The sequence below is a fragment of the Streptacidiphilus rugosus AM-16 genome (assembly GCF_000744655.1).
Classification (GTDB): Bacteria; Actinomycetota; Actinomycetes; order Streptomycetales; family Streptomycetaceae; genus Streptacidiphilus; species Streptacidiphilus rugosus.
The window spans coordinates 4,127,629-4,149,752 of the sequence record NZ_JQMJ01000004.1 but is presented as its reverse complement, the minus strand read 5'-3'; the positions used below and the strand labels follow the sequence as shown (position 1 = coordinate 4,149,752).

Below are 22,124 nucleotides of genomic sequence, written 5' to 3'. Positions count from 1 at the left end.
CGGGGAGTCCAGAAGCGGACCAGGGTCACCCGTGGGTTCGACGACGTGGGGCCGTCCAGCTCAGCAGCCTTTCGACGGGCCAGGTGGTGACCAGCCGGTCCGGCCCGAGCCCGATCCGTGACGCCCTTGCGTAGCCGGAGGACTGCCAGTGCAGTTGCTCCGGGGCATGGGAGTCGGTGTCCACCGCGAACAGGCAGCCGATCTCCGCAGCCAGCTGCAGCAGGTCATCCGGCGGATCCCGCCTTTCGGGGCGGCAGTTGATCTCGACTGCCGTCCCCGTCTCCGCGCAGGCGGTGAACACAGCCTCCGCGTCGAAACGGGACTGGGGCCGGCCGCGGCCGGTGACGATCCGGCCGGTGCAGTGTCCCAGCACAGCCGTGTGCGGATTGCGCACGGTGGCGATCATGCGCGCGGTCATCGGCTCCGGGTCCGACCGCAGCTTGGAGTGGACCGAAGCGACGACCAGGTCGAGCCGGGCCAGCAGCTCTTCCTTCTGGTCGAGCGTGCCGTCCTCCAGGATGTCGCACTCGATGCCCGTGAGCAGCCGGAACGGCGCCATCTCGGCGTTGAGGGCGGCCACGATCTCCAGCTGCTGCCGAAGCCGGTCCGGGCTGAGGCCGTGGGCGATGGTGAGCCTGGGGGAGTGGTCGGTCAGTACGGCCCACTGATGGCCCTGGGCGCATGCCGCCTGGGCCATCTCCTCGATCGGGCTGCCGCCGTCGGACCAGTCGGAGTGCACGTGGCAGTCGCCGCGGCTCGACGCGACCAAGCTCCAGCCGATCTCGGCGGCCGGACCGATCTCCGCTTCCAGCCGGGCCAGATAGACCGGGGTACCGCCCGCCGAGGCCTGCGCGATCACGTCGGCAGTCACGGGACCCACGCCCGGCAGCCTCCGTGCCTGCTGGGCTTCGACCCGGCCTGCCGGCAGGACGCTCGCGGCGTCGGCGGCCGTGTGGAACGCTCGCACCCGGTAGGGGGAGGCGCCACGCCACTCCAGCAGGAAGGCGATCCGGCGCAGCGCTTGCACGGGGTCCATCTCTCCAGTGTTGGCCTTGATCCTCTCGTGGTCGACGTGTGAACGGCGGGGTGAATCCTGCCGTGCGGGGTGCCGGGCATCGGGGCGGACGGAGTCTCGATGTGGGATGCGGTGTCAGACCCCGGGCTCGCGGGCACTGCTCCCCGCCCGTACCTGCTCCACGACTGCCCACCAGTCCCAGCACTCCCGGCAGCGACAGGGCGGTGTGATCGCGAGTATCTCCGTGATCGGCTTGGTTGCGCTGACCAGCGAGAAGAAGTGCCCGCACAGCGCCGTGGCCGATCCCTCGCGCAGGATGTGCCAGCGGACGGTCTCCTGCCCGACCGGGTCGGCCGGCTGCTCCTGGGCACGCAGTTCGTAGCGGCTCACCCTTCGCCTCCCTCACACGCCGTCGCTCGGTCGGTCTTGCCCCACGCCGCCGTGCACGATCGGAAGTTCGACGCGCGGCGGGTGGAGAGCCGGCCCGACGGGCTCGGTTCTGCACAGCGCACATGCCCCGGGACAGCCGGACGACACGGAAAGCGAGGTCATCCGGCCGTCGGCTGCCGACCCGTGTGCCGTCAGTGACCCAAGCACCGGCAGATGCGGCCGCCGGCGCCGACGGTTGCGACCGATCCTGCGGTGCCGGCGCGTATTCTCCCGAGGGTGTGGCCGCTCGGCCATCGGACGGGGGACGTCGTGTCGCTGCTCGACTTTCTTGGAACCGTGCTGGTGCTCGCCTTCGTGCTGGGCGGGCTCGTCTGGGCGCTCGCGGTCGCCAACAGGTCCGGAACGCCTGCGTCCTCGGGTGAGCACGACGTCGCTCCCCGGCGCGCCTACCGTGATCAGGGAACCGGCGAGTGGATAGAGCCGTAGCGCTCTGCGGCGGGGAGATCCTCGCAGAGGCGACTACGCGGTGCCGTCGCTGCCGGTCGGCGCGGGGTTGTGGGCGACGGCGGTGTGCAGCAGCCGGCGCAGATGTCGCAGAACCTTTCCCGCGTCCGCTCGGTGCTCGGCACTGAACGCTTCGAGGCCGGGGCCGCTCTCCGGAGGTTGGACGAGGGGCCCCAAGGCGGCGCAGACCGCGGAGAGAAGCCGACGCAGCGGGTCCTCGGTGTGCAGGACTCCCATCGCGAGCGCGGCCAGCGCTTCGCGCAGCAGCTCGGACTCCCGCTCCGGATCCTGGCTGTCGGGAGGCAGTTCGGCGAGGGCGTCCACAGGCTGCAGGATGTGGCGGGCGGTGCGGACGCCCTTGGGGTACAGGTGCCAGCCTCGGGCGGCCAGATCCTGCTCGCCCTCGCGCAGGGCGGCGCGGGCGCGGTCGTACATCGTGGTCGCCGGCTCGACCTGGGCCGGGTCGGAGCCGGTCATGGTGGAATCCTCGGGTGGAGGCCGACGCCCGTCGGCTGTCATCGGGGGACAGGAACCGCGGCGAATGCTGTGGGGCTCGACCGCCGTCAGGCCAGGGCGCGCAGCGCGGCGTCGAGGCTGGCGTGGCGGGGGAAGAGGGTGTCGGCGCCGGTGAGCTGCAGGACGCGGGCGGCGATCGGCTGCGGTGCGACGAGGTGCACGGTGACGCCGTTCTCCTGGGCGGCAACGCGCAGGCGCAGCAGGGCGTCGAGGGCCGAGGACCCGAAGAAGCCGACGTCGGTGAGGTCGACCAGCACGGCTCGGACTCCGTCCTGGGGCTCGTCGAAGTCGACGCCGTCCAGGTGGTCTCCATGCAACCGGTAGAGCAGTACGCCGCCGGGCGGGGTCTCGCGGGTGCAGGTCCCACGAGCCCCCGCGCCGGACGGCTGGTCGGGGTCCTGGTCGATGTTCATGGCTGTCACCCGTCCTCTCCGCGCCGGCGCATGGGAGGTGCCGTTGTCCCGGCTCCGCAGCCAGGTTCACCCCACCTCCCCGCCCCTGTCAACAGATACACGAATTTCTTGTCGTGAGTAGCTAAGCGTGAATGACCGGTCGTAGGGTGAAGTCATGGAAACTGCTCCGCAACCGGGACCCGGGCCTGGATCCGGGTGGACGTTCCTGACGAATCACGCGCGGGTCCTGGTCCAGATCTCCCGGGACCCGGGTTCGCGCACGCGCGACATCGCCGGGCGGTGCCTGCTCACCGAGCGCGCGGTGCAGCGCATCATCGTGGACCTGGAGGCGGCGGGATACCTGACCCACTGCCGCCGAGGGCGTGGCAACGTCTACCACGTGGTGGAGGGCACGGTGCTGCGGCACCCGGCCGACAGCGGTGCTGCCGTGGCCGACCTGCTCGCCCTGCTCAACGACCCGGCCTGATCCGGCCCGATCAGGGGGCGTGCGGGAGGCGGAGGTCGGCCCAGACGGTCTTTCCTTCGGACCGGCACCGGGAGCCCCAGCGCGTGGACAGGCGTTCCACCAGGTAGAGGCCGTGCCCGAACAGGCGGGTCGACTCGTGCGGGGTGATCAGCCCAGGCGGCTCCGAGCTGTTATCGCTGACCTCGATGCGCAGCCTGGTGCCGGACCAGGTCAGACGAAGGGCGGTGGCGCCGCCGGCGTGCTGATGGGCGTTGGCGAGTAGTTCGCCGGCGACCACCAGCGCGTCTGTCCCCGGCAGGCCGCCGTCCAGGCCCCAGTGAGTGAGTGTGCTCCGGACGTGGTCGACGCCTCGGCCGGGTTCGAGGGGCATCCCGGCCCCGTGCAGGTGGCTGGCCCGCTCTGCGGGCGGGCGTGGAGTGGTCATCGCGCTCTCCACGACGGTCGCGGAATCTGCCTTCGGGTGCGCGGCTGCCCGGCCGGCGGCGTGCCATGCGGCCGAATCTTCGTCTTCTGTCTCGCCGACGGCCGCGTCAGCACCGCGGCGATCCTCCCCCGCGCGGCCCCGTTGCCCCGCACTGCCTGACGGCAAGCGGAGCCTCGAACCCAACGCCGCCCAACCGCACATCGCCGCACTCCGGCAGGCGCACCAGGTGGATGGGGCCTTCTGGGGGGCATGCTCGGCGCAGTGCTCGACCGCGCGACGGGACGGGTAACCATCGGTCGTGCTCGCCCTCGCCGTCACTTTCGCTGTCCTCGGAGCTGCCAGCAATGCGGCGGGTACCGCGTTCCAGCGGAAGGCAGCCTCCGCCGTCCCGCGCGGCGGAGGACTGCGACTCGTCCTGGCCCTGGCGCGCAGGCCCGTGTGGGTGGCGGGCATCGCCGGAGTCGTCGGCGCCGCTCTGTGCCAGGCCTTGGCGCTGACGTTCGGCCCGTTGGCGCTGGTACAGCCGTTGTTCATCCTCGAGCTGCCTTTCGCGCTCCTGATCGCGGCCCCGCTCCTGCACCGGAGGATGCCCGCCGCAGGCTGGTACGGCGTGACGGCGGTCGTGCTGGGTCTCGGGCTGGCGTTGGGCAGCGCAGCCCCGTCGGGAGGCACGAGCCAGGCTGCGATGGACCGGTGGATCCCCGGGCTGGCCGTCTGCCTCGGTCTGATCGCGGCCGCGGTGGTCACCGCGGTACGGTGCGAGTCCGCGCTGCTTCGGGCCGCCACCCTGGGCGCCGCCGCAGCTGTCGGCAACGCGATGACGGCGGCCCTGCTCAAGTCCGCCACCGGCACCTTCTCCGACCACGGACCGGCGGCGTTCTTCACCGTTTGGCAGACCTACGGTTTCGCTCTCACCGGCGTGGCCGCCGTCCTGCTGTTGGAGAACGCGCTCCAGGCCGGGTCGCTCGCGGCGTCCCAGCCGGCGCTGACCATCGGTGACGCCACGGTCAGTCTGCTGCTGGGGGTCACCTTGTTCGGGGAGACCGTGCGAACCGGCTGGTTCGTGATCCCGGAGCTGGCGGGCGTCGCGTTGATCATCGCAGGGGTGCTCACTCTGACCCGCGCGGTTCCGCACGTCCGCGACCGCGTCGACTGAGCCGATCAGGTGCCTACCGCCGTTCGGTGTCGGTTCCGGTCGCCGCGCGGCAGACGGCCGGAGTGTCGCAGAGGTAGTCGGCGACCTCGCGGACGGTGCGGGCTACGGCCGCGCGCTGCTCGGGTCGGCGATCGCTCGGCGACGGGCGCGGCGACGGCGAGGCCGACGGCGGCCAGTACGGTGGCGTGGCGCACGCGGCCGGCCGCGGTCAGGGGCGGTGTCGGGTGGGACCGCCGTGGGCGGGACTCTCGCCGGCGCCCCCGCCCGCGTCCCCCTCGGGGGTGGACCAGGAGTCCGGATCGGGCGCGCTCTCGGCGCGTGAAGGCAGTCGGGGCGGCGGCTCCCTGCGCTTCCTCCGGGAGCCCCAGACGAACGCAGCGATCAGTACCGCCGCGATGAGCACGCCGATCACGAACATGCTCCACTCCACTGCTCCGAACCCGGAAGCCAGTTGGGCCAGGCGGATGGTCATTTTCGCTCTCCCCGGTGGCACGGACCGCTCGCGGAACGGCCGCACACCGACCGTTCGTCGTGCGCATGCCCGGGTGCCGAACGCCGAAACGGCCAGGTCCGGCGGTCGGACGGTCCCATACGTTAGCCCGCGCGAAGTGGGGGCAGGCGCTGCCCCACACACGATCGACAGGAGGCGACAGCATGAGCACGGTTCAGGAGTCGATCGAGGTCGAGGTCCCGCTGCACACCGCCTACAACCAGTGGACGCAGTTCGAGGACTTCCCCCGGTTCATGGAGGGAGTGGAGGAGGTCACCCAGATCGACGCCCGGCACAACCACTGGCGGACCAAGGTCGGCGGCGCGACGCGCGAGTTCGACACCGAGATCGTCGACCAGCTTCCGGACGAGCGGATCGCCTGGCGCACGATCGGCGGCGACGTACAGCAGCACGGCGTCGTGACCTTCCAGCAGATCGACGGGGCGCGCACCACGGTGCGGCTCGCCATGGCCTTCGAGCCCGAGGGCGTCGCCGAGAAGGCGGCGGACGTCATGGGCATGGTCGATCGTCGGGTGAAGGGCGACCTGCGGCGGTTCAAGACGTACATCGAGGAGCGCGGCTTCGAGGAGGGCGGCTGGCGCGGGCGGATCAGTCCCTCGTAACCGGCGGATCCCACGGACGTCCGGGGCGGGGTTCAACGGCCCGGCCCCGCCCGGGACCCGGGACACGGCCGGCGAAGGCGAAGGTGTCGGGTCACCCCACGTCGGAGCCGTCCCCGTCGCCGCCGAACCGGGGGGAGGGGACGGGCTCCGCCCGCAGACCACGCAGCCGGGTGCCGACCTGCTCCGTGGTGTCGGCGGCGGCGCTCATCTGGGTCCAGGACGCCCACAGGCACGCGCCGGCCCCCGCCGCGTAGGCGGCGGCGAGAAGGAATTCCCCCTTCGGCGGCCGCAGCAGGCGATCGGCGGTGGCGACCAATGCCTTGTGGGCGCTGGCCAGAGCGAGCACCCCGCACAGGCCGGCGGCCGCCGCACAGGCGAGGCCCCGGCCGCTGCGGCCCGCTGCCGCGCGCAGCTCCCGCCTCGCCTGGTCGACCTGCTCCCGGAGGACGTCGTTGATGTCCTGGGACAGGCGTGAGCTCGGGTCCATGGGCGGTTCCGGCGCCCCGCGTGGGTACGACATGACTGGCACGCTCCTTGTGACGGTCGGCTGCGGCGCGGTCCCCGTGACCGGAACGCTTGGTGCAGCCGGGGGCGCCGCGCCTACCCGGGGGCCGTCGTGCCAACCGCGCCGCAGGCCCTCCCGCGCCGACATCGTCGCGTGTGCCTCCCGCCGGGGTGGGGCAGACGCGGTTCGCGCGGGCGATCCTGGCCCGCGCGAGTGCCTGCGCAGCGACGAGGAGGACACGCTCGTGAACACTGGCATCTGGGCCTTTCGCGAGAACAGCGGTCATCAGCTCGGCACGGACCTGACCGGGTTCGAGGTGGAGGCCGTCGACGGCCGGATCGGCAAGGTCGACCAGCACGACGCGGACACGGACCAGGGCTGTCTCGTCGTGGACACCGGGGGGTGGATCCTCGGCAGGCAGGTTCTGCTGCCGGTCGGCACCATTGCGTCCATCGACCGGCCCGGGGGTGTCATCCGCGTCGCCCGCACCCGGGAGGAGATCAGGAACGCCCCGGAGTACGACCCCGACAAGCATGGGGACGACCCCGAGTACCGCCAGCAGGTCGGCGCGTACTACCTCATGCTGCCCTGGACCTGACTGCCCTCACCGTCGGCCCCGGCCGGACAGCGGCACATGACGCACCATCAGAAGTCACGCGCCGGACCCGCATGGGCCGTCGGGCAGAGGGCAGGCGCGAGGAAGGCCTGGGAGACCGAACGGCGGGAGGCGGACTGCGGTATGGCCAGGATACGAGTGGTGGGGTGGGCGCGTCGCCTGCCGGTGAGCGCGGGGGTGCGGGCGGGCCGGGTGTGGGCGCGCGAACACCTCGAGGCGCTCGGCTGGGACCGTGCGGATCCCGACGCAGCCGACGCGGTGGTGCTCGCCGTGTCGGAACTGCTGACCAACGCGCACGTCCACGCCCGCAGCGACGCGGATCTGGTGCTGGTCTGGGACGGCCATTGCCTGCATCTGAGCGTCCACGACGACAGCCGGGCGTTGCCCCGGCCGCGCGAGGCGGACCCGGACGCGCTCGGCGGCCGGGGGCTCGCTCTGGTCGAGGCGGTGGCCGACCACTGGCACGCTCGGCCTGACCGAGTGGGCAAGACCGTCACGGCCTGTTTCCACCCGCCGTCGGAGATCTGTGGCCCGCTCGCCCCATGAGTGGGGCATGTCGCTCCGGTCCGGGGGCAGACGCGGCCGCGGGAGGCAGCGTGAGGAGAGTGGGTGGGCGATGAACCTGGCCAAGGTGTCGTACAAGCCGGTGGGGATTCTGCTCGGTGCCGCCGCGGGTGCGGTGGCCGGGGCGGCGTCGAAGCGGATCTGGCGGGTCGCGTCCGGTGATCCGGAGCCTCCGAAGGCGACGGAGCCCGAGCGGTCCTGGGGTGAGGTGCTGGCGGCGGCCGCTCTGCAGGGAGCCGTCCTCGCCTGCACCAAGGCCGTCGTCGACCGCGGCGGAGCCACCGCGGTCCGCCGCCTGACCGGCGTCTGGCCGGCCTGACGCTCATCAGCCGGCCCGGTCAGCCGTCGGTCCGTCACCACGGTTCTCCGGCAGGTGATCGGCCGTTGCGGCCGCCCGCCCGAACGACTATCGAACGTTTGGACGGAGCCCTTCGCCGGCACCGGGGCCGACCGGGTCGCGGGATTCCTGGAGAGCTTTCGCTAGGCGGGCCTGCCGATGCCCGCCGACCGGTTCCGGCACTGCGGCTTCGACACCGCGGGGGACGCCGGGCCGCGAGGGACCTGCTTCCGCTGGCCGACCGGCCCACCGCGTTCTTCGCGGTCAACGACCTGGCCGCGCTCGGCGCGATGTGCGCCGCCCGTGACCTGCGCCTGCGGGTCGGCGCCGACCTCGCCGTCGTGGGCTTCAACGACACGCCCTTCGCCGCCGAGCTCCGCCAGCTGCTGCGCCGCAACGCGGGGCCCGCGCTCAGCGCCTGCGCCCCGAGCTGGTCGCCCGCGCCTCCAGCGGCGGCCGTGTCGGTCCCGCCCTCGGGTGAAGCGACCAGGCGGGCGTGTACACCGCAGGTGACGGGGTAGCCGCGCGGGACAAGGGAGGTCCGTCGAGCGGCAGCCCGAAGGAGGACGCCATGCCCAGGGGATCGAGCCCGAAGCGGGAACGGCAGTACGAGCACATCAAGGACAGCGCCAAGGAGCGCGGCGAGAGCGAGGAGCGCGCCAAGGAGATCGCGGCGCGGACCGTCAACAAGGAACGAGCCCGCCACGGCGAGTCGAAGACCGCGAGCCGCACCTCTCTCGAGGACATCAGCTCCGGTCGGCGCGGCGGACTCCGCTCCCACCGCGGCGCGCAGGGGCCCACGTTCGACCAGCTCTACCAGGAGGCCAAGCAGCGCAACATCCAGGGGCGCTCCAAGATGAACAAACGTCAGCTGGCCAGCGCGCTGGGGCGCTGAGCCCCAGACCGGAGTGGCGGGAGGCCGTCGTGAACACCAGGATCTGGGGCTACCGGCCGGACGCCGGGCGCCGGCGGACGGTCGGTCTGGCCGGGTTCCACGTCGAGGCGGTCGACGGCGGGATCGGCAGGGTGGTCGAGACCGGGAAGCAGGAGACCGGGGAGTACCTCGTCGTGGACACCGGGCCGTGGATCCTCGGCCGGCACGTGGTGCTGCCGGCGGGTGCGGTCGCCCTCGTCGACGCGGCTCGGCGGACGGTCTTCGTGGACCGGACCAGGCAGCAGATCAAGGACGCCCCTCCGGCCGACTTCGTGCTCGGATCCGGGCACGGCGACTTCGAGCGGCTGGGCCGCTACTACGGGACCTTCTACGCCAGCGGGAAGACCTAGTCCGGCCACCGATCTGGAGGCAGCCTCATGGGCCGCACGGCAGTGGTGTTCGCCGCCTGGTTCGCTCTGCTCTTCGCCCTGGAGTGGGTGTTCATCAGCTCCGTCTCCCCGGCGGAACTGGTCCTGGCGGCCGGTGCCGCCACGCTCGGCGCGAGCGGCGCGGCGGCCGTCGACCACCTGGAGCGTCCGCACGCCGGTCCCGCGGGACGGCTCGCCGCCGCCCTCGCGGCCTGGCCGGGCACGCTGCTCGCCGACACCTGGCGCCTCACGCGCCTGACGGTCGCCGGCCTGGCGACCGGCCGCCGCCCCCGCGGATCGTTCCACGAGGTGACGCTTCGGCCCGGCGCGGGCGCGGCCTGGGCGGCGACGCTGATCTCCGCGACACCCGGCGGATGTGTGGTCGCCGCGCACGAGGAGGACGAGAAGGGCGCGGACGCCACCGTCATGACGGTGCACCAGCTCTTCCCCGAGCTCTCCGCCGTCGACCGGGCCCTCACCACGCCACGGGAACGGAACCGGACGTGAACGCGTGGACCCTGGCGGCCGCCGTGCTCCTGGTGCTCGGTCTCGGCCCCTGCGTGGTGGTCGCCACCCGCGGCGACCCGCTGCGCAGGCTGGTCGGGGCGAGCCTGGCGGGAGCCGTGCTCGTCGGCGTGCTGCTTCTGCTGGCCAAGGGCTTCGACCGGTCCGCCTACGTCGACGTCGCCCTGGTGCTGGCCGTGCTCGCGCCCGCGGGGACGCTGGTCTTCACGCGCCTGCTGGTCGAGGAGAACCGGCCGGGAGAGGAGAACCGTGATGATCCGTCATGATGTGGCGCTCGCACTTCTGGTCCTGGGCGTCGCAGCCGTGCTGCTGGCCTGCCTCGCCCTGCTCACCCTGCCCGGCCCGTTCCCCCGACTGCACGCCACCGCCGTCGCCACCTCGCTCGGGCTGCCGCTGATCGCCCTCGCCCTCGCCGTCGACACCGGACCGGGCAGGGGCGCGGTCAAGCTCCTGATCATCGGCCTGCTGGTCGCGCTCAGCGGCCCGATCACCACCATGGCCATCGGCAAGGCCCTGCGTGAGCAGTCCGCACGCCCCCGTGAACGGAGGACGTCATGAACGACGTGCTCGTCCTGCTCGCCCTGCTGCTGCTCGCCGCGACCGCCACGACCGCCGCGCTGACCCGCGACCCGGCCCGGCAGGCCGTCGTCATCGGCATCATGGGCATGGCCCTGGCCCTGCTGTTCACCCTGCTCCAGGCCCCCGACGTGGCGCTGTCCCAGCTGGGCGTCGGGACCGCGATCACCCCGCTGCTGATCCTGCTGACGCTGCGCGCGGTCCACAGGGACCGCAGCAAGCGGGAGACCGGGAAGCGGGGAGAGAAGTCGTGACCCCGCGCGCCAGACTCGTGCTGTTCCTGGCCGCGGCCGTGGTCATCGGCGCAGTGTTCACCCTCGCCTGCCTGCAGCTTCCGCACTTCGGCACCCAGACGCACCCCTACGCCGACCGGGCCGTCGCGGCGACGATGCGGCAGCGCACGGCCAACACCGTCTCCTCGGTCAACTTCGACCAGCGCGCCTTCGACACCCTGGGGGAGGAGTCGATCCTCTTCGCGGCCGTGCTGGGTGCGGTCGGGCTGCTGCGCCGGACCTCCGACGAACGCCGCACCAGGCCGCCGCTAGGGCCCGTGCTGCCCAGCACCAGGCTCTTCGGCGCACTCATGCTGCCCGTCACCCTGCTGACCGGCGTCTACATCGCCGGGCACGGACAGCTCTCGCCCGGCGGCGGCTTCCAGGGCGGGGTCGTCCTGGCGACCGGCGTCCATCTGACCTACCTCGCCGCCGACTACCGCGTCCTGGACCGGCTCCGGCACCGGGAGCTACTGGACCGCACCGACGCGCTGGCCGCCGGCGGCTACGCCGTGCTCGGACTGCTCGGCCTCGCCGTCGGGGCCGCCTACCTGCAGAACGTGCTGCACCTGGGCACCTTCAACCAGCTCACCTCCGGCGGCCTGGTCCCGGTGATCAATGCGGCGGTGGGCGTCGAGGTCGGCGCGGGCATCATCGTGCTGCTCGCCCACTTCCTGGACCAGACCGAGGAGTTCACCGCCGGACGTGGCGCTGGGGTCAGTGTGGCGGCCGCCCCCGGAGGTGGTGCCTCGTGAGCGTCTTCCCCTTCCTGGTGGCGGGCTGGATCCTGCTCGTCGGCCTCTACGGAATGGTGACCAGCCGCAACCTCATCCAGGCGATCGGCTGCCTGGCCGTCGCCCAGTGCTCCACCTACGTGCTGCTGCTGGCCGTCGGGTACCGCCGCGGCGGCACCGCGCCGGTCTACAGCGACATCCCCACGCACAGCAAGGTCGTGGACCCCGTCGTCCAGGCCCTGGCCCTGACCGACGTGGTCGTCGGCGCCACCGTCACCGCCCTGCTGCTCGGGCTCGTCCTCCAGCTGAACAAGCGGCACGGAACGATCGACCCCGACGCCCTCACCGGGCTGCGCGGGTGAGCCGGGGTGAGCCTGTCCGACCTGCTGCCGCTGGCCGTCGCCGTTCCGCTGATCGGGGCGGCACTGCTGGCGGTGACCGGCCACTGGATCCGCCGCAGGGGCTGCGACATCCTGGCGGCCGTCTTCACGACCGCCGAGGTCCTCGTGCTGCTCCTGCTCTGGCTGCGCACCGCGCACGGGACACCGAGCGGCAGCCCGGCCTCCTGGCTCGGCGGCTGGCGGCTGCACGACGGCGAGGGCGTCGGCATCGTCCTGGTCGGCGACCCGCTCGGCGTCGGCTTCGCCCTGCTGGCGGCGCTGCTGGTGCTGGCGGTGGTCGCCTACGCCTGGCGCTACTTCGACGAGCCACCGGCCCGGATGCCCGGCACCTTCCCCGCGCTCGTGCTGCTCTTCGAGGCCGGCATGTGCGGCTTCGCCCTGACCGGTGACCTCTTCAACGCCTTCGTCTTCTTCGAGCTGATGGGCGTCGCCGCCTACGCGCTCACCGGCTACCGCGTCGAGGACCCACGCCCGGTCCAGGGCGCCCTGACCTTCGGCATCGTCAACTCCCTGGCCGCCTACTGCTCCCTGCTGGGCATCGGCATGCTCTACGCCAGGACCGGCGAGCTCGGCATGGCCCAGATCGGGCACCGCCTCGTCGAACACCGTACCGACCTGCTGACGGTGACCGCCTTCGTCCTCGTCCTCACCGGGCTGCTGGTGAAGGCCGCCGCCGTGCCCTTCCACTTCTGGCTGCCCGACGCCCACGCCGTCGCTCCCACACCGGTGTGCATGCTGCTCTCCGGCGTCATGGTGGAGCTCGGCGTCTACGGGGCCGCCCGGGTCTACTGGACCGTCTTCTCCGGGCCGGGCGGGATGCCGCCCGGCGCGGTGCGCGGCGTGCTCGTCTGCCTCGGCGCGGTGACCGCGCTCGTCGGCTCGGTCATGTGCTGGCAGCAGCGGCACCTCAAACGGCTGCTGGCCTTCTCCACGATCGGCCATGTCGGGCTCTTCCTGATCGCGGTCGCGCTGCTGAACGCGGACGGCACCGCGGGGTTCGCCCTCTACGCGGCCGGCCACGCAGAGGCCAAAGCCGCGCTGTTCGCGCTCACCGGTGTACTGCTGGACCAGTACGGATCGGTCGACGAGCACGGCCTGTTCGGGAAGGCCAGGGCCCTGCTCGGCAGAACCGGTGTGCTCTACCTCGTCGGCGGCCTGGCCCTGGCCGGGATGCCACCCTTCGCCGCCGGGCTCGGCAAGGCCGTGGCCGAACACGCGGCCGGCGCGTGGCTGCCACTGCTGCCCGTGTTCTTCGTGACGGTCTCGGCGCTGACCGGCGGAGCCGTGCTGCGGGCCTTCCTGCGCGTCTTCCTGGGGGCGGGCACGCACCCGAGGGAGGCGAGCGCGCCGGAAACCTCGGGAGAGGGGGAGGAACCCGAGGTCCGTTCCCCCGAGCGCCGGATCCCCCTGCCCATGCTCGTCGTTCCGGCCGTGCTGCTGGCCTCCTCCCTCGTCCTGGGCCTCGCGCCCGGCATCGGCCGCGTGTTCGGACGGGCCGGAGACCTGTTCGTCAGCCGCTCCGACTACACGGCCGCGATCGGCCTGACCCCGCCCACACAGGTCCACCACGCCACGGTGCTGCCGGGGTGGACCGTCGAAGGCGTCGCGCTGGGCGTTCTGGCGGTCCTGTTGGCGTGCGCGCTGGCGGCCGCGGCGGTCTGGGGGCGCCGACTGCGCGGCGCGGTGGCGGCAGCCGGCCGCGCGGCCATGGAGCTCGCTTCCGGCAGGCTGGCCCGGCCGTTGCGCGTTGCGCACTCGGGGCGCCTCGGTGACGACGTGGCCTGGCTGGCCGTCGGCGTGGCGGCGCTGCTCGCCGCCTTCTCCCTGCTGCGCTGACGCGTCCCGCGCCCGGTCCGCGCGCAGGTTTGCCCGTGCCGACGGCGGTCAGACGCGACCCGGGACGGGGATCGCCCGCGTCCACACGCCTGAGGGCCGAAGGGAGACCCGCTGATGAAGGTGTCGGACTACATTCTGGAGCGGCTGCGCCAATGGGACGTGGACCACGTCTTCGCCTATCCGGGTGACGGCATCAACGGCCTGCTCGCCGCCTGGGGGCGCGCGGAGAACAAGCCCGTGTTCGTCCAGGCCCGGCACGAGGAGATGGCCGCCTTCGAGGCGGTCGGCTACGCGAAGTTCTCCGGCCGGGTCGGCGTCTGTGCGGCGACCTCGGGTCCGGGCGCGATCCACCTGCTCAACGGCCTCTACGACGCGAAGCTCGACCACGTGCCGGTCGTCGCCGTCGTCGGCCAGACGGACCGCTCCGCCATGGGCGGCTCCTACCAGCAGGAGGTGGACCTGCTCAGCCTCTTCAAGGACGTGGCCTCCGACTACTGCGTCATGGTCACCGTCCCCGAACAACTGCCGAACGCCCTGGACCGGGCCATGCGCATCGCGGCCACCCGCCACGCACCGACGGCCGTGATCGTCCCGGCCGACGTGCAGGAGCTGGACTACACCCCGCCCGCGCACGCCTTCAAGATGGTCCCCTCCAGCCTGGGCATCCCGCACGCCGTCCCCGTACCCGACCCCGGGGAGCTGCGCCGCGCCGCCGAGGTGCTGAACGCGGGCCAGAAGGTCGCCATGCTGGTCGGCCAGGGAGCCAGGAGCGCCTGGGCCGAGGTGGAGCAGACCGCGGAGATCCTCGGTGCCGGCGTCGCCAAGGCGCTGCTGGGCAAGGACGTCCTCTCCGACGAACTGCCCTTCGTCACCGGCTCGATCGGGCTGCTCGGCACCCGCCCCTCCTACGAGATGATGCGGGACTGCAACACCCTGCTGGTGATCGGATCCAGCTTCCCCTACACCCAGTTCCTGCCCGAGTTCGACCAGGCCAGGGCCGTGCAGATCGACGTCGATCCGGCCATGATCGGGCTGCGCTACCCCTTCGAGGTCAACCTGCTCGGCGGGGCCAGGGAGACGCTGCAGGCGCTGATCCCGCTGCTCGAGTTCCACGACAACCGCACCTGGCGCAAGACCATCGAGAAGAACACCGCCCGCTGGTGGGACGTGATGGAGAAGCGGGCCGGGGTGGAGGCCGACCCGGTCAACCCCGAGCACGTGATCCACGCGCTCGACGCGCTGCTGCCCGACGACGTCATCCTCACCTCGGACTCCGGCTCCTCCGCCAACTGGTACGCCCGGCACCTGCGGATGCGCGCCGGGATGCGCGGATCGCTCTCCGGCACCCTGGCCACCATGGGCCCCGGCGTGCCGTACGCGATCGGCGCGAAGTTCGCCCACCCGGACCGCCCGGTGATCGCCCTCGTCGGGGACGGCGCGATGCAGATGAACGGACTGGCCGAACTGATCACCGCCGCCAAGTACCGCGACCGGTGGCAGGACCCCCGCCTGATCGTCGCAGTGCTCAACAACCACGACCTCAACCAGGTGACCTGGGAGATGCGGGCGATGCAGGGCGCACCGCAGTTCGAGGCCTCGCAGCACCTTCCCGACGTCCGCTATGCCGACTTCGCCAAGCTCATCGGCCTGCAGGGCAGCCGGGTGGAGTCGCCGGAGGCCGTCGAGCCGGCCTGGCGCGCGGCGCTGGCCGCGGACGGCCCCTACGTCATCGACTTCCGGACCGACCCGGCCGTGCCGCCGATCCCGCCGCACGCCACGCTCGACCAGATCGAGGCCGCCGCCGAGGCCGTGCTGCGCGGTGACAGCGACCGTCGTCACGTGCTGCGCCAGGGCATCAAGGCCAAGGTCCAGGAATTCCTGCCCAGCGGCAGGTGAGCGTGCGCAAGCTGTTCCGGCCGTCCGGCCGCCGGGAGCGCGGGTGGGCCTTCTCGCCGCACGTGCTGCGCCAGTACGCGCTGCTCGCCGACGGCGAGCGCGGCGCGCTCATCGGCCCCGAGGGGGACGTCTCCTGGCTCTGCGTCCCCCGGTGGGACAGCCCGGCCGTCTTCTCCGAACTCATCGGCGGCGGCGGCGTCTTCGCGATCACCCCACGCGATCCGCGCCACTTCTGGGGCGGTTGGTACGAGACCGGCACGTTGATCTGGCACAGCCGCTGGGTGACCACCGACTCGGTGATCGAGTGCCGTGAGGCGCTCTGCTTTCCCGGCGACCAGGACCGGGCCGTCCTGCTGCGGCGGATCGAGGCCGTCGAGGGCGTCGCCCGGGTGCGGCTGCTGATCGAGCCGAGCGGGGACTTCGGCCGGGCCTCCGCAGGACCTCCCCGCCGCAGCCACGGACTGTGGAGCGGCCGGACCGGCCCGGTGCACTGGCGCCTGACCGGCGGTCAGGGGGCCGCGCCCCGGCGCCGTCCCTATGGGAAGCCGCTGGTCTGGGACCTCGACCTGAGACCCGGGCGGCACCACGACGTGGTCCTGGAACTCGCCGCCGGGTCCCTGCCCGCCCGGCCGCCCGACCCCGACGCCGCCTGGCGGGCCACCGAGAGCGCCTGGTCCGAGGCCCAGCCCGCCCTGGACGGCGCGATCGCGCCCCGCGACGCGCACCACGCCTACTCGGTGATGCGCGGCCTGACCGCCGGCAGCGGCGCGATGGTGGCCGCGGCCACCATGTGCCTGCCCGAACAGGCGGAGGGGCAGCGCAACTACGACTACCGCTACGCGTGGATCCGCGACCAGTGCTATGCCGGGCTCGCCGCGGCCGCGGCCGGAGCGACGGAACTCGTCGACGCGGCTACCTCGTTCGTCGGCGCGCGGCTGCTGCAGGACGGGCCGGAGATGCGACCCGCCTACACCGTCACCGGCGGCGACGTGCCCGACGAGCGCAGCCTGGATCTGCCCGGCTACCCGGGCGCCGCCGACCGGATCGGCAACCGGGCGCACCGCCAGCACCAGCTCGACGCCTTCGGCGAGGCCCTGCAACTCCTCGCCGCGACCGCACGGCTGGACCGTCTGGACGCCGACGGTGCACGCGCTCTCGACCTCGCCGTCGACGCGATCGCCCACCACTGGAACGAACCCGAGGCCGGGATCTGGGAGATCGAACCACGCCGCTGGACCCACTCCCGCCTGGCCTGCGTCGCCGGCCTGCGGGCCGCCGCGGCGCTCCCCGGCTCGCCCCGGCGGGCCGCCCGCTGCTCCGCGCTCGCGGACGCCATCCTGGCCCGCACCTCCGGCGAGGCACTGCACCTCGACGGCTACTGGCAACGCGCTCCCGGCGACCCGCGCCCGGACGCCGCCCTGCTGCTGCCCCCCGTGCGCGGGGCGCTGCCCGCCGACGACCCCCGCACCGAGGCCACCCTGCGTGCCGTCAGCATGCAGCTCGTCGAGGACGGTTTCGTCTACCGCTTCCGTCACGACCAGAATCCGCTCGGCGACGCCGAGGGGGCCTTCCTGCTCTGCGGTTTCACCATGGCCCTCGCTCAGCACCACCAGGGCCACCACGCCACCGCCGCACGGTATTTCGAACGCAACCGGGCCGCCTGCGGTCCGCCGGGCCTGTTCGCCGAGGAGTACGACACCGCCGAACGGCAGCTGCGCGGCAACCTGCCCCAGGCCTTCGTGCACGCGCTGCTGCTCGAATCCGCCGTGCGGCTTGGCCAGGACCCCGGACTGCATCTGGGCACCGGCCCGGAACGCTGATCAGGGCTCCGGCCGGGCCGATGGCAGGGGCGTCGGCAGCTCCGCCCAGACCGACTTGCCGGGGCCGAGGGGAGCCCAGCCCCAGGCTGCTGAGACACGGTCGATGATGTGCAGCCCGTGCCCGCCGGGGCGCGCCGGGTCGTGCGGTCGGGCCTGCCGCGGGGGGAGCGGGCTCCGGTCGGTGACGACGAGCCGCAGCCGCCCGCCGTGCCGTGCCACGTCCAGGGAACGGGCTCGGCCGCCGTGGCGCTCGGCGTTGGCCAGCAACTCGGCGACGACCAGCACCACGTCGATGGCCCAGTCCGCCTCGCGTCCGACCGGCCCCGCGCCCAGGCGCCACTCGGCCAGCGCCCGACGGACGAACATGATCCCGGCCGCGACGGAGTCGCCCGCGCCGCCGTCGGGGAAGTCCAGGTGGCGGGAGTCGAAGGCGGGTGCGGTCGGCGAGGTCGGGCTCATGGCGCTCCCTGGGCGGGGGTGCTGCGAGTACTGATCTGTCCGTGCGGCCCGGGGGGGCGGTCACACGGGATGGCGCAACCCCGCGACGGCTGACGCGCTGTCGGCGAAGACCGGCAGCAGCGTGCCGGTGTCCGTCAGCTCCAGCAGCCTGGCGACTCGGGGGCTTGGCGCCACCAAGGCGAAGGACACGCCCTCGTCCATGCAGCGCTCGCGGAACCGCAGCAGGAGGGTGAGGCCCGACGAGTCGCAGAACTGCACGTCCCACATGTCGACGCAGAGCACGGGCGGACGGGTGAGCAGGACCAGGCCGAGGGCGGCCTCCGCGATCGGCCTGGTGTGCAGGTCCAGATCCCCGGCCAGGGCGCAGACAGCCGCCCCGCTCGTGGTCCCGATGTCGGCCCGCAGCCGCGGGTGCGACTCGGCGAGGGTGGGGAGATCCAGGCCTTCGTTGCCGTTCATGACATGCCTCCGGGAAGCCGTCGGCGAGGGGGAGAACGGTCCGGTCCTCCGATCCCTGCCGGGGTCGCGGCGTTCGTCGCCTCCGGCTCCCCTGATCGATGGGGTGCGCTCGGCGGCTACCCGCTCCAGCGACTTCAAACGGCTACCGGCTGACCGAATGGCCGGAAAGGACGCCGGCTCGCCGACATCCCGCCTCTCGGTACGGACGTCATGACCGGGCCGCCGGACCCTTGCGCAGCGGTCGGCGGCCCTCGTCGGGGTCGACGGGAGGACGGTCCGGTCAGGGGGTCAGCCGGTCGGCCTCGGCGTCGGGGGCGAAGTAGTCGGCCGCCCGGGTGCGGTAGTTCTCGAAGGCCTCCGGGGTCTCCGCCCGGTACGACGGTCCCCGCTTCAGTCGAGCACGGTCGCAGGAGACGCGCACGGTGTGCGCGTCGTCGTCGATCCCGGAGATCAGACCGGCGGGCACGGCCAGCAGCCGGCCGAAGATCCACGGGCCGGTGTTGACGACCAGCAGGCCGACCTCGGGATGGTCCACGGTGCGCAGGACGGTGCCGACCCGGCGGTCGTCGGAGCTCCGGACCGTGTGGCCCACCAGGGTCCCCAGGCCAGGGGTGACCTGGAGACCGGCCTGCCAGAGCAATGCGGTGGTGGACGTGTCGGACATCAGTACCTCCTGGTCGCGTGCGGGCGGAGACGCTCGACCCGCGCCTGCCCGTGGGGGCGCGGGTCACACGTGCGTGCGTGGTTCTGCGGCGGTGGCCCGGGCCGGGCGTTCAGGCGGCCCGTGCGGCGCGCCTGCGGCGGCGCAGCACCTCGGCGCGTTCGAGCTCGCTCAGGCCGCCCCACACGCCGTACTGCTCGCGGGCGGCCAGTGCGTAGGCGCGGCAGTGGTCGAGCACCGGGCAGGAGGCACAGACCTGCTTGGCGGCCTCCTCCCGCGAGGAGTAGCTCTCGCCGCGCTCACCGGCGGGGTGGAAGAACAGCCGGGTGTCGAGGTCCGCGCAGGCGGCCCGCTCCTGCCACGCCCACGCCCATTCCGTCGAGCCCGGAAGTTGCGGCTTGCGATTCCTCGTCGGCACGAGGATCCCTCCCTCCACTGCGGCTGCCGGGCGCCGGAACACCGCGACGAAGCGCGCTCCACGCCGCCCGGGATGCCGTTCGACTTCGGACTAGGACGCGCCTAACCGGAACCCCGGGCGGCAAACGGGTGCTGTTGCCCCGTCATTCACTGGTCGGCTGGGACTCCAGGACCTCGTCGAGCCGTACGGCGTCCGACCGCTCGGTGCCCTCGTAGACGACCATGGGCGGACGCGGTCCCTCGTCGGTGATGCCGGGGGTCTCCTTGGCGAAGCCCAGGTAGCCCAGCGGGCGCATCACCGGCTGGTGCACGACCGCCTCGTACCGGCCGAGGACCCGATCGGCGTCGTCGACCAGCAGCAGTGCTGCCGGCAGCGCGGTCCCGCCGCTGATCACGAGAACGGGCACGCCGGCCCGGTGGTCGAGGGACAGGACGCCGATCTCCCCGTCGCTCACCTGCGTGGCGGGAGTCAGGACGGCGCCGCTGCCGGGGACAGCGGCTCGGTTGCTGTTCATGGCTCACCCTTCCTCGGACGAAGCCCCCGGGTGCCCGGGGGACTGCTGTCGCGACGCGCGCCTGCCCCTTGGGCGACGTCTGACACCCACGGCAGGAGGATGGCCGGGGGATTGGCGGCGGCGACGCCGGGCAACCGCCCTGTGAGGGGGCGACGGGAGGCGAGGGGCCGATGAGCGGGTTCGACGAGTTCGTGCGGGCGCTGGACTATCCGGTCCACGTCGTCACCGCCGCCGCGGACGGCGAGCGGGACGGGTGCCTGGTCGGCTTCGCCGGCCAGTGCTCCATCGACCCGCCGCGGTTCACCGTCTGGCTGTCCAAGGCCAACCGGACCTATGCCCTCGCGGCGCGCTCGGTCGTGCTGGCCGTGCACACCCTGCCGAAGGACCAGCACGAGCTGGCCCGCCTCTTCGGCGCCTTCACCGCCGACGAGGGCATCGACAAGTTCGCGCAGGCGCGCTGGACGCCGGGTCCCCACGGGGTGCCGCTGCTGGACCAGGCGGCGGCCCGGTTCGTGGGCCGGATCCTGGACCGGGTCGACTGGGGCGACCATGTCGGCTTCCTGCTGGAACCGCTCGACGTGCCGGCCCCGGCGGCTGCGCGTCCCGAGCCTGCGGGTCGGATTCTGATGTTCCGCCAGGTGCGGGACCTCGACGCCGGGCATCCGGCGTAGCGCGAGCGCTCAGAGGCCGGCGGCACGGCGGGCGGCGTCGATGTCGGCGGGCGAGTCGTCGCGCTGACGGGACCGCAGGACGCCGAGCGCGAAGGCGTGTTCCGGCGGCGTGCCGTTGATCCGCGCAAGCTCCGCGAGCGCCTGCTCCGCGCTCCGCGCGTCCTGGTGCTCGCCCAGCCTCTTGTGGATCGTCCTGTGCTTGCGCTCCAGCTTCTTCGCGTCCGAGCCGCGCACCGGACGCAGCGCCCCGGCCAGGTAGCGGGTGCGCTTGGCCGCCTTCCTGGCGCTGTGCAGCCCTTCGTCCTGTCGCTCGCCGGACGGCTGCCGCAATGCCTTCCGCAGACGGCGGCGGGTCCGCCGCTTCTCGTGGCGCAGCAGCTTCTCGGCGCGCCCCGCGCCCGGGTGCTTTCCGGCCCTGAGCGGCGGGTCGGAGACGAACTCCTCCAGCCGGTCCAGCAGCCTGAAGTAGCGGTGCGAGGAGAGGTCGTCCAGCAGCGCGCGGTGTGCGCGGCGGCAGCGCCGGTCGAGCACCTTGTGCAGCCTTCGCGCCGCCCTGTCAGGCGCGCAGTCCGCGGGCAGCTCCCTGGCCTGCCCGGTGAGGCGGTCCCGCAGCGCCTCGGGCTCCCTGTAGGCGCCGAGCCGGCGCCCCAGCCACCGCAGATCCCCGGCCAGTTCGGCGGCAGGGTCGGCGTCGAAGAGCTTCTCGCACGAGCGCAGCAGGCTGCGCAGCCTGCGGGCGGTGACGCGCATCCGGTGGACCGCGTCCTCCTGGTCCTGGCGGACCTCAGGGTCGAGGGAAGTGAGCCGGTCCGCGTGCTCGCGCAGTGCCGTCACGACCGCCACGGCGGCCTGGCCGGAACCCTTCACCTCGGCGCGGCGGCGGCGCGTCACCTCCATGCCTGCCGCACGCAGCGCGCGGGCGAGCTTGACGCCGTGGTCGGCGGGCCGCAGTCCCTGCGCCTGCAGCGTCCGGCTCGCCCGGTCGAGCAGCGCCTCGTCCCCGCCGGTCAGTTCCACCTCGGTCTCGTCCCAGGTGGTCAGCTCGGTCTCCGGGACGGGCAGCCCACCGTCGCCGTCGGCGGGGCCGAGTACCCGGGCCGCGACGTGGTCGGCGGCCACCTCGGCCAGGGACCGCTCCTTGCGATCCAGCCACAGGACCCGCCGGCGATGCGTCAGCAGGTGCGCCGTGGGCCGCAGCCTGCGCCCGCGCGCGTAGACGGCCGCGAGCTGCCGGAGGTCGGCCGGTACGTCCTCACCGTCCGCCCCCTCCCCGGCGAGCGGGCGCCTGATCTCGCGACGGCCGCCGTTCCCGTCGGGGAGCTTGAGATGCCATCCGGCGTCATGGCCGCCGCTCCGGCGGCGTAGCGTGGCACCGCGCCGGAGCAGGCCGTGGTCGGCGGTGTCGAAGTAGACCGCGTCGAGGATCTCCGTCCCGGCGCTCCTGGTCCTGGCCACCCCTGCGGGGCGCGCGGCCGACGGCAGATCCCTGGCCAGGACCCCGTCGAAAGTCAGCTCGTGCTCGGTGTACGCGTTCGTGGACATGCGTCGCGCCTGCCCCAGC

General features: G+C 73.1%; 33 protein-coding genes. 20 read left to right on the top strand and 13 right to left on the bottom strand.

The window, feature by feature from the left end; all coding sequences use genetic code 11:
- Positions 1-25: 25 nt before the first annotated feature.
- Positions 26-1,036 (bottom strand): PHP domain-containing protein, encoded by a 1,011-nt coding sequence (locus tag BS83_RS27975; protein ID WP_037606223.1) that lies wholly within the window; start codon positions 1,034-1,036, stop codon positions 26-28.
- Positions 1,037-1,150: 114 nt separating this feature from the next.
- Positions 1,151-1,405: a hypothetical protein gene (locus BS83_RS27970; RefSeq protein ID WP_037606220.1), complete on the bottom strand. Its 255-nt coding sequence runs from the start codon at positions 1,403-1,405 to the stop codon at positions 1,151-1,153.
- 309 nt (positions 1,406-1,714) lie between these two features.
- Between BS83_RS27970 and BS83_RS27965 the strand changes: the two genes are divergently transcribed.
- Positions 1,715-1,891, top strand: a complete 177-nt coding sequence (locus BS83_RS27965; protein WP_157597344.1) for a hypothetical protein — start codon at positions 1,715-1,717, stop codon at positions 1,889-1,891.
- A gap of 33 nt (positions 1,892-1,924) precedes the next feature.
- Here BS83_RS27965 and BS83_RS27960 read toward each other — a convergent pair whose 3' ends face one another.
- Entirely contained in the window at positions 1,925-2,386 is a 462-nt protein-coding gene (locus BS83_RS27960) for a hypothetical protein (RefSeq protein WP_037606218.1), read from the bottom strand.
- An 86-nt stretch (positions 2,387-2,472) separates the two neighbouring features.
- Entirely contained in the window at positions 2,473-2,838 is a 366-nt protein-coding gene (locus BS83_RS42240; RefSeq protein WP_051944150.1) for an STAS domain-containing protein, read from the bottom strand.
- 154 nt (positions 2,839-2,992) lie between these two features.
- On the opposite strand from BS83_RS42240, the gene BS83_RS27950 reads away from it, so the two are divergent.
- Positions 2,993-3,304 carry a helix-turn-helix transcriptional regulator gene (locus BS83_RS27950; RefSeq protein ID WP_037606217.1) on the top strand — a complete coding sequence of 104 codons (312 nt, stop codon included), beginning with the start codon at positions 2,993-2,995 and terminating at the stop codon, positions 3,302-3,304.
- A gap of 10 nt (positions 3,305-3,314) precedes the next feature.
- Here the strand turns inward: BS83_RS27950 and BS83_RS27945 are convergent, their stop codons facing one another.
- Positions 3,315-3,728 carry an ATP-binding protein gene (locus tag BS83_RS27945; RefSeq protein WP_051944148.1) on the bottom strand — a complete coding sequence of 138 codons (414 nt, stop codon included), beginning with the start codon at positions 3,726-3,728 and terminating at the stop codon, positions 3,315-3,317.
- Positions 3,729-4,026: 298 nt separating this feature from the next.
- Between BS83_RS27945 and BS83_RS27940 the strand changes: the two genes are divergently transcribed.
- Positions 4,027-4,884: a DMT family transporter gene (locus BS83_RS27940; RefSeq protein WP_037606216.1), complete on the top strand. Its 858-nt coding sequence runs from the start codon at positions 4,027-4,029 to the stop codon at positions 4,882-4,884.
- Positions 4,885-5,092: 208 nt separating this feature from the next.
- On the opposite strand, the gene BS83_RS27935 is transcribed toward BS83_RS27940, so the two are convergent.
- Positions 5,093-5,356, bottom strand: a complete 264-nt coding sequence (locus BS83_RS27935; RefSeq protein WP_037606215.1) for a DUF6479 family protein — start codon at positions 5,354-5,356, stop codon at positions 5,093-5,095.
- Positions 5,357-5,538: 182 nt separating this feature from the next.
- Between BS83_RS27935 and BS83_RS27930 the strand changes: the two genes are divergently transcribed.
- Positions 5,539-5,997, top strand: coding sequence for an SRPBCC family protein (locus BS83_RS27930; RefSeq protein ID WP_037606214.1), 459 nt, complete (start codon positions 5,539-5,541; stop codon positions 5,995-5,997).
- Between the two features lie 91 nt (positions 5,998-6,088).
- Here the strand turns inward: BS83_RS27930 and BS83_RS46685 are convergent, their stop codons facing one another.
- Positions 6,089-6,517 carry a phage holin family protein gene (locus tag BS83_RS46685; protein ID WP_198035313.1) on the bottom strand — a complete coding sequence of 143 codons (429 nt, stop codon included), beginning with the start codon at positions 6,515-6,517 and terminating at the stop codon, positions 6,089-6,091.
- Between the two features lie 229 nt (positions 6,518-6,746).
- Between BS83_RS46685 and BS83_RS27920 the strand changes: the two genes are divergently transcribed.
- The 15 genes from BS83_RS27920 to BS83_RS27850 all read left to right on the top strand — a co-directional run bounded on the left by BS83_RS27920 (position 6,747) and on the right by BS83_RS27850 (position 17,381).
- Positions 6,747-7,100: a PRC-barrel domain-containing protein gene (locus BS83_RS27920; protein ID WP_037606213.1), complete on the top strand. Its 354-nt coding sequence runs from the start codon at positions 6,747-6,749 to the stop codon at positions 7,098-7,100.
- A 141-nt stretch (positions 7,101-7,241) separates the two neighbouring features.
- Entirely contained in the window at positions 7,242-7,664 is a 423-nt protein-coding gene (locus BS83_RS27915) for an ATP-binding protein (RefSeq protein WP_037606212.1), read from the top strand.
- Positions 7,665-7,734: 70 nt separating this feature from the next.
- Complete coding sequence (locus BS83_RS27910) at positions 7,735-8,001, top strand: DUF4235 domain-containing protein (protein WP_037606211.1); 267 nt, start codon at positions 7,735-7,737, stop codon at positions 7,999-8,001.
- A gap of 98 nt (positions 8,002-8,099) precedes the next feature.
- A complete protein-coding gene (locus tag BS83_RS48985) occupies positions 8,100-8,540 on the top strand; it encodes a substrate-binding domain-containing protein (protein WP_408641037.1) in 441 nt (146 codons plus the stop codon).
- Between the two features lie 50 nt (positions 8,541-8,590).
- Positions 8,591-8,914, top strand: coding sequence for a hypothetical protein (locus BS83_RS27900; protein WP_037606209.1), 324 nt, complete (start codon positions 8,591-8,593; stop codon positions 8,912-8,914).
- 29 nt (positions 8,915-8,943) lie between these two features.
- Positions 8,944-9,303: a hypothetical protein gene (locus tag BS83_RS27895; protein ID WP_037606208.1), complete on the top strand. Its 360-nt coding sequence runs from the start codon at positions 8,944-8,946 to the stop codon at positions 9,301-9,303.
- 27 nt (positions 9,304-9,330) lie between these two features.
- Complete coding sequence (locus BS83_RS46680; RefSeq protein WP_037606207.1) at positions 9,331-9,828, top strand: hypothetical protein; 498 nt, start codon at positions 9,331-9,333, stop codon at positions 9,826-9,828.
- Positions 9,825-10,112, top strand: coding sequence for a monovalent cation/H+ antiporter complex subunit F (locus BS83_RS27885; RefSeq protein ID WP_051944145.1), 288 nt, complete (start codon positions 9,825-9,827; stop codon positions 10,110-10,112). The genes BS83_RS46680 and BS83_RS27885 overlap by 4 nt, the downstream gene beginning before the upstream one ends.
- Positions 10,099-10,404 carry a cation:proton antiporter gene (locus BS83_RS27880; RefSeq protein ID WP_084714198.1) on the top strand — a complete coding sequence of 102 codons (306 nt, stop codon included), beginning with the start codon at positions 10,099-10,101 and terminating at the stop codon, positions 10,402-10,404. Before BS83_RS27885 ends, BS83_RS27880 begins: the two co-directional genes overlap by 14 nt.
- Complete coding sequence (locus tag BS83_RS27875; protein WP_037606205.1) at positions 10,401-10,676, top strand: Na(+)/H(+) antiporter subunit B; 276 nt, start codon at positions 10,401-10,403, stop codon at positions 10,674-10,676. Before BS83_RS27880 ends, BS83_RS27875 begins: the two co-directional genes overlap by 4 nt.
- On the top strand, positions 10,673-11,449 hold the full coding sequence (locus BS83_RS27870; protein WP_051944142.1) for an MnhB domain-containing protein: 777 nt from the start codon (positions 10,673-10,675) through the stop codon (positions 11,447-11,449). The genes BS83_RS27875 and BS83_RS27870 overlap by 4 nt, the downstream gene beginning before the upstream one ends.
- Complete coding sequence (locus BS83_RS27865; RefSeq protein WP_037606204.1) at positions 11,446-11,790, top strand: sodium:proton antiporter; 345 nt, start codon at positions 11,446-11,448, stop codon at positions 11,788-11,790. Before BS83_RS27870 ends, BS83_RS27865 begins: the two co-directional genes overlap by 4 nt.
- A 6-nt stretch (positions 11,791-11,796) precedes the next feature.
- On the top strand, positions 11,797-13,665 hold the full coding sequence (locus BS83_RS27860; protein ID WP_084714195.1) for a complex I subunit 5 family protein: 1,869 nt from the start codon (positions 11,797-11,799) through the stop codon (positions 13,663-13,665).
- A gap of 114 nt (positions 13,666-13,779) precedes the next feature.
- Entirely contained in the window at positions 13,780-15,561 is a 1,782-nt protein-coding gene (locus tag BS83_RS27855) for a thiamine pyrophosphate-requiring protein (RefSeq protein WP_037606203.1), read from the top strand.
- Between the two features lie 2 nt (positions 15,562-15,563).
- The gene (locus BS83_RS27850; protein ID WP_232248507.1) at positions 15,564-17,381 is read left to right on the top strand and encodes a glycoside hydrolase family 15 protein; all 1,818 of its coding nucleotides are present in this window, start codon (positions 15,564-15,566) and stop codon (positions 17,379-17,381) included.
- Here the strand turns inward: BS83_RS27850 and BS83_RS42230 are convergent, their stop codons facing one another.
- The 5 genes from BS83_RS42230 to BS83_RS27825 form a co-directional block, all read right to left on the bottom strand.
- Positions 17,382-17,840: an ATP-binding protein gene (locus tag BS83_RS42230; protein WP_051944140.1), complete on the bottom strand. Its 459-nt coding sequence runs from the start codon at positions 17,838-17,840 to the stop codon at positions 17,382-17,384.
- Between the two features lie 60 nt (positions 17,841-17,900).
- A complete protein-coding gene (locus BS83_RS27840) occupies positions 17,901-18,299 on the bottom strand; it encodes an STAS domain-containing protein (protein ID WP_051944138.1) in 399 nt (132 codons plus the stop codon).
- 280 nt (positions 18,300-18,579) lie between these two features.
- Positions 18,580-18,963 carry a hypothetical protein gene (locus tag BS83_RS42225; RefSeq protein ID WP_051944136.1) on the bottom strand — a complete coding sequence of 128 codons (384 nt, stop codon included), beginning with the start codon at positions 18,961-18,963 and terminating at the stop codon, positions 18,580-18,582.
- Positions 18,964-19,072: 109 nt separating this feature from the next.
- Complete coding sequence (locus BS83_RS27830; protein ID WP_037606202.1) at positions 19,073-19,378, bottom strand: WhiB family transcriptional regulator; 306 nt, start codon at positions 19,376-19,378, stop codon at positions 19,073-19,075.
- A gap of 142 nt (positions 19,379-19,520) precedes the next feature.
- Complete coding sequence (locus BS83_RS27825; RefSeq protein ID WP_037606201.1) at positions 19,521-19,892, bottom strand: hypothetical protein; 372 nt, start codon at positions 19,890-19,892, stop codon at positions 19,521-19,523.
- Positions 19,893-20,062: 170 nt separating this feature from the next.
- Between BS83_RS27825 and BS83_RS27820 the strand changes: the two genes are divergently transcribed.
- Positions 20,063-20,563 carry a flavin reductase family protein gene (locus BS83_RS27820; protein ID WP_037606200.1) on the top strand — a complete coding sequence of 167 codons (501 nt, stop codon included), beginning with the start codon at positions 20,063-20,065 and terminating at the stop codon, positions 20,561-20,563.
- A 9-nt stretch (positions 20,564-20,572) separates the two neighbouring features.
- Here BS83_RS27820 and BS83_RS27815 read toward each other — a convergent pair whose 3' ends face one another.
- Positions 20,573-22,105 (bottom strand): CYTH and CHAD domain-containing protein, encoded by a 1,533-nt coding sequence (locus tag BS83_RS27815; RefSeq protein WP_051944134.1) that lies wholly within the window; start codon positions 22,103-22,105, stop codon positions 20,573-20,575.
- Between the last annotated feature and the right edge of the window lie 19 nt (positions 22,106-22,124).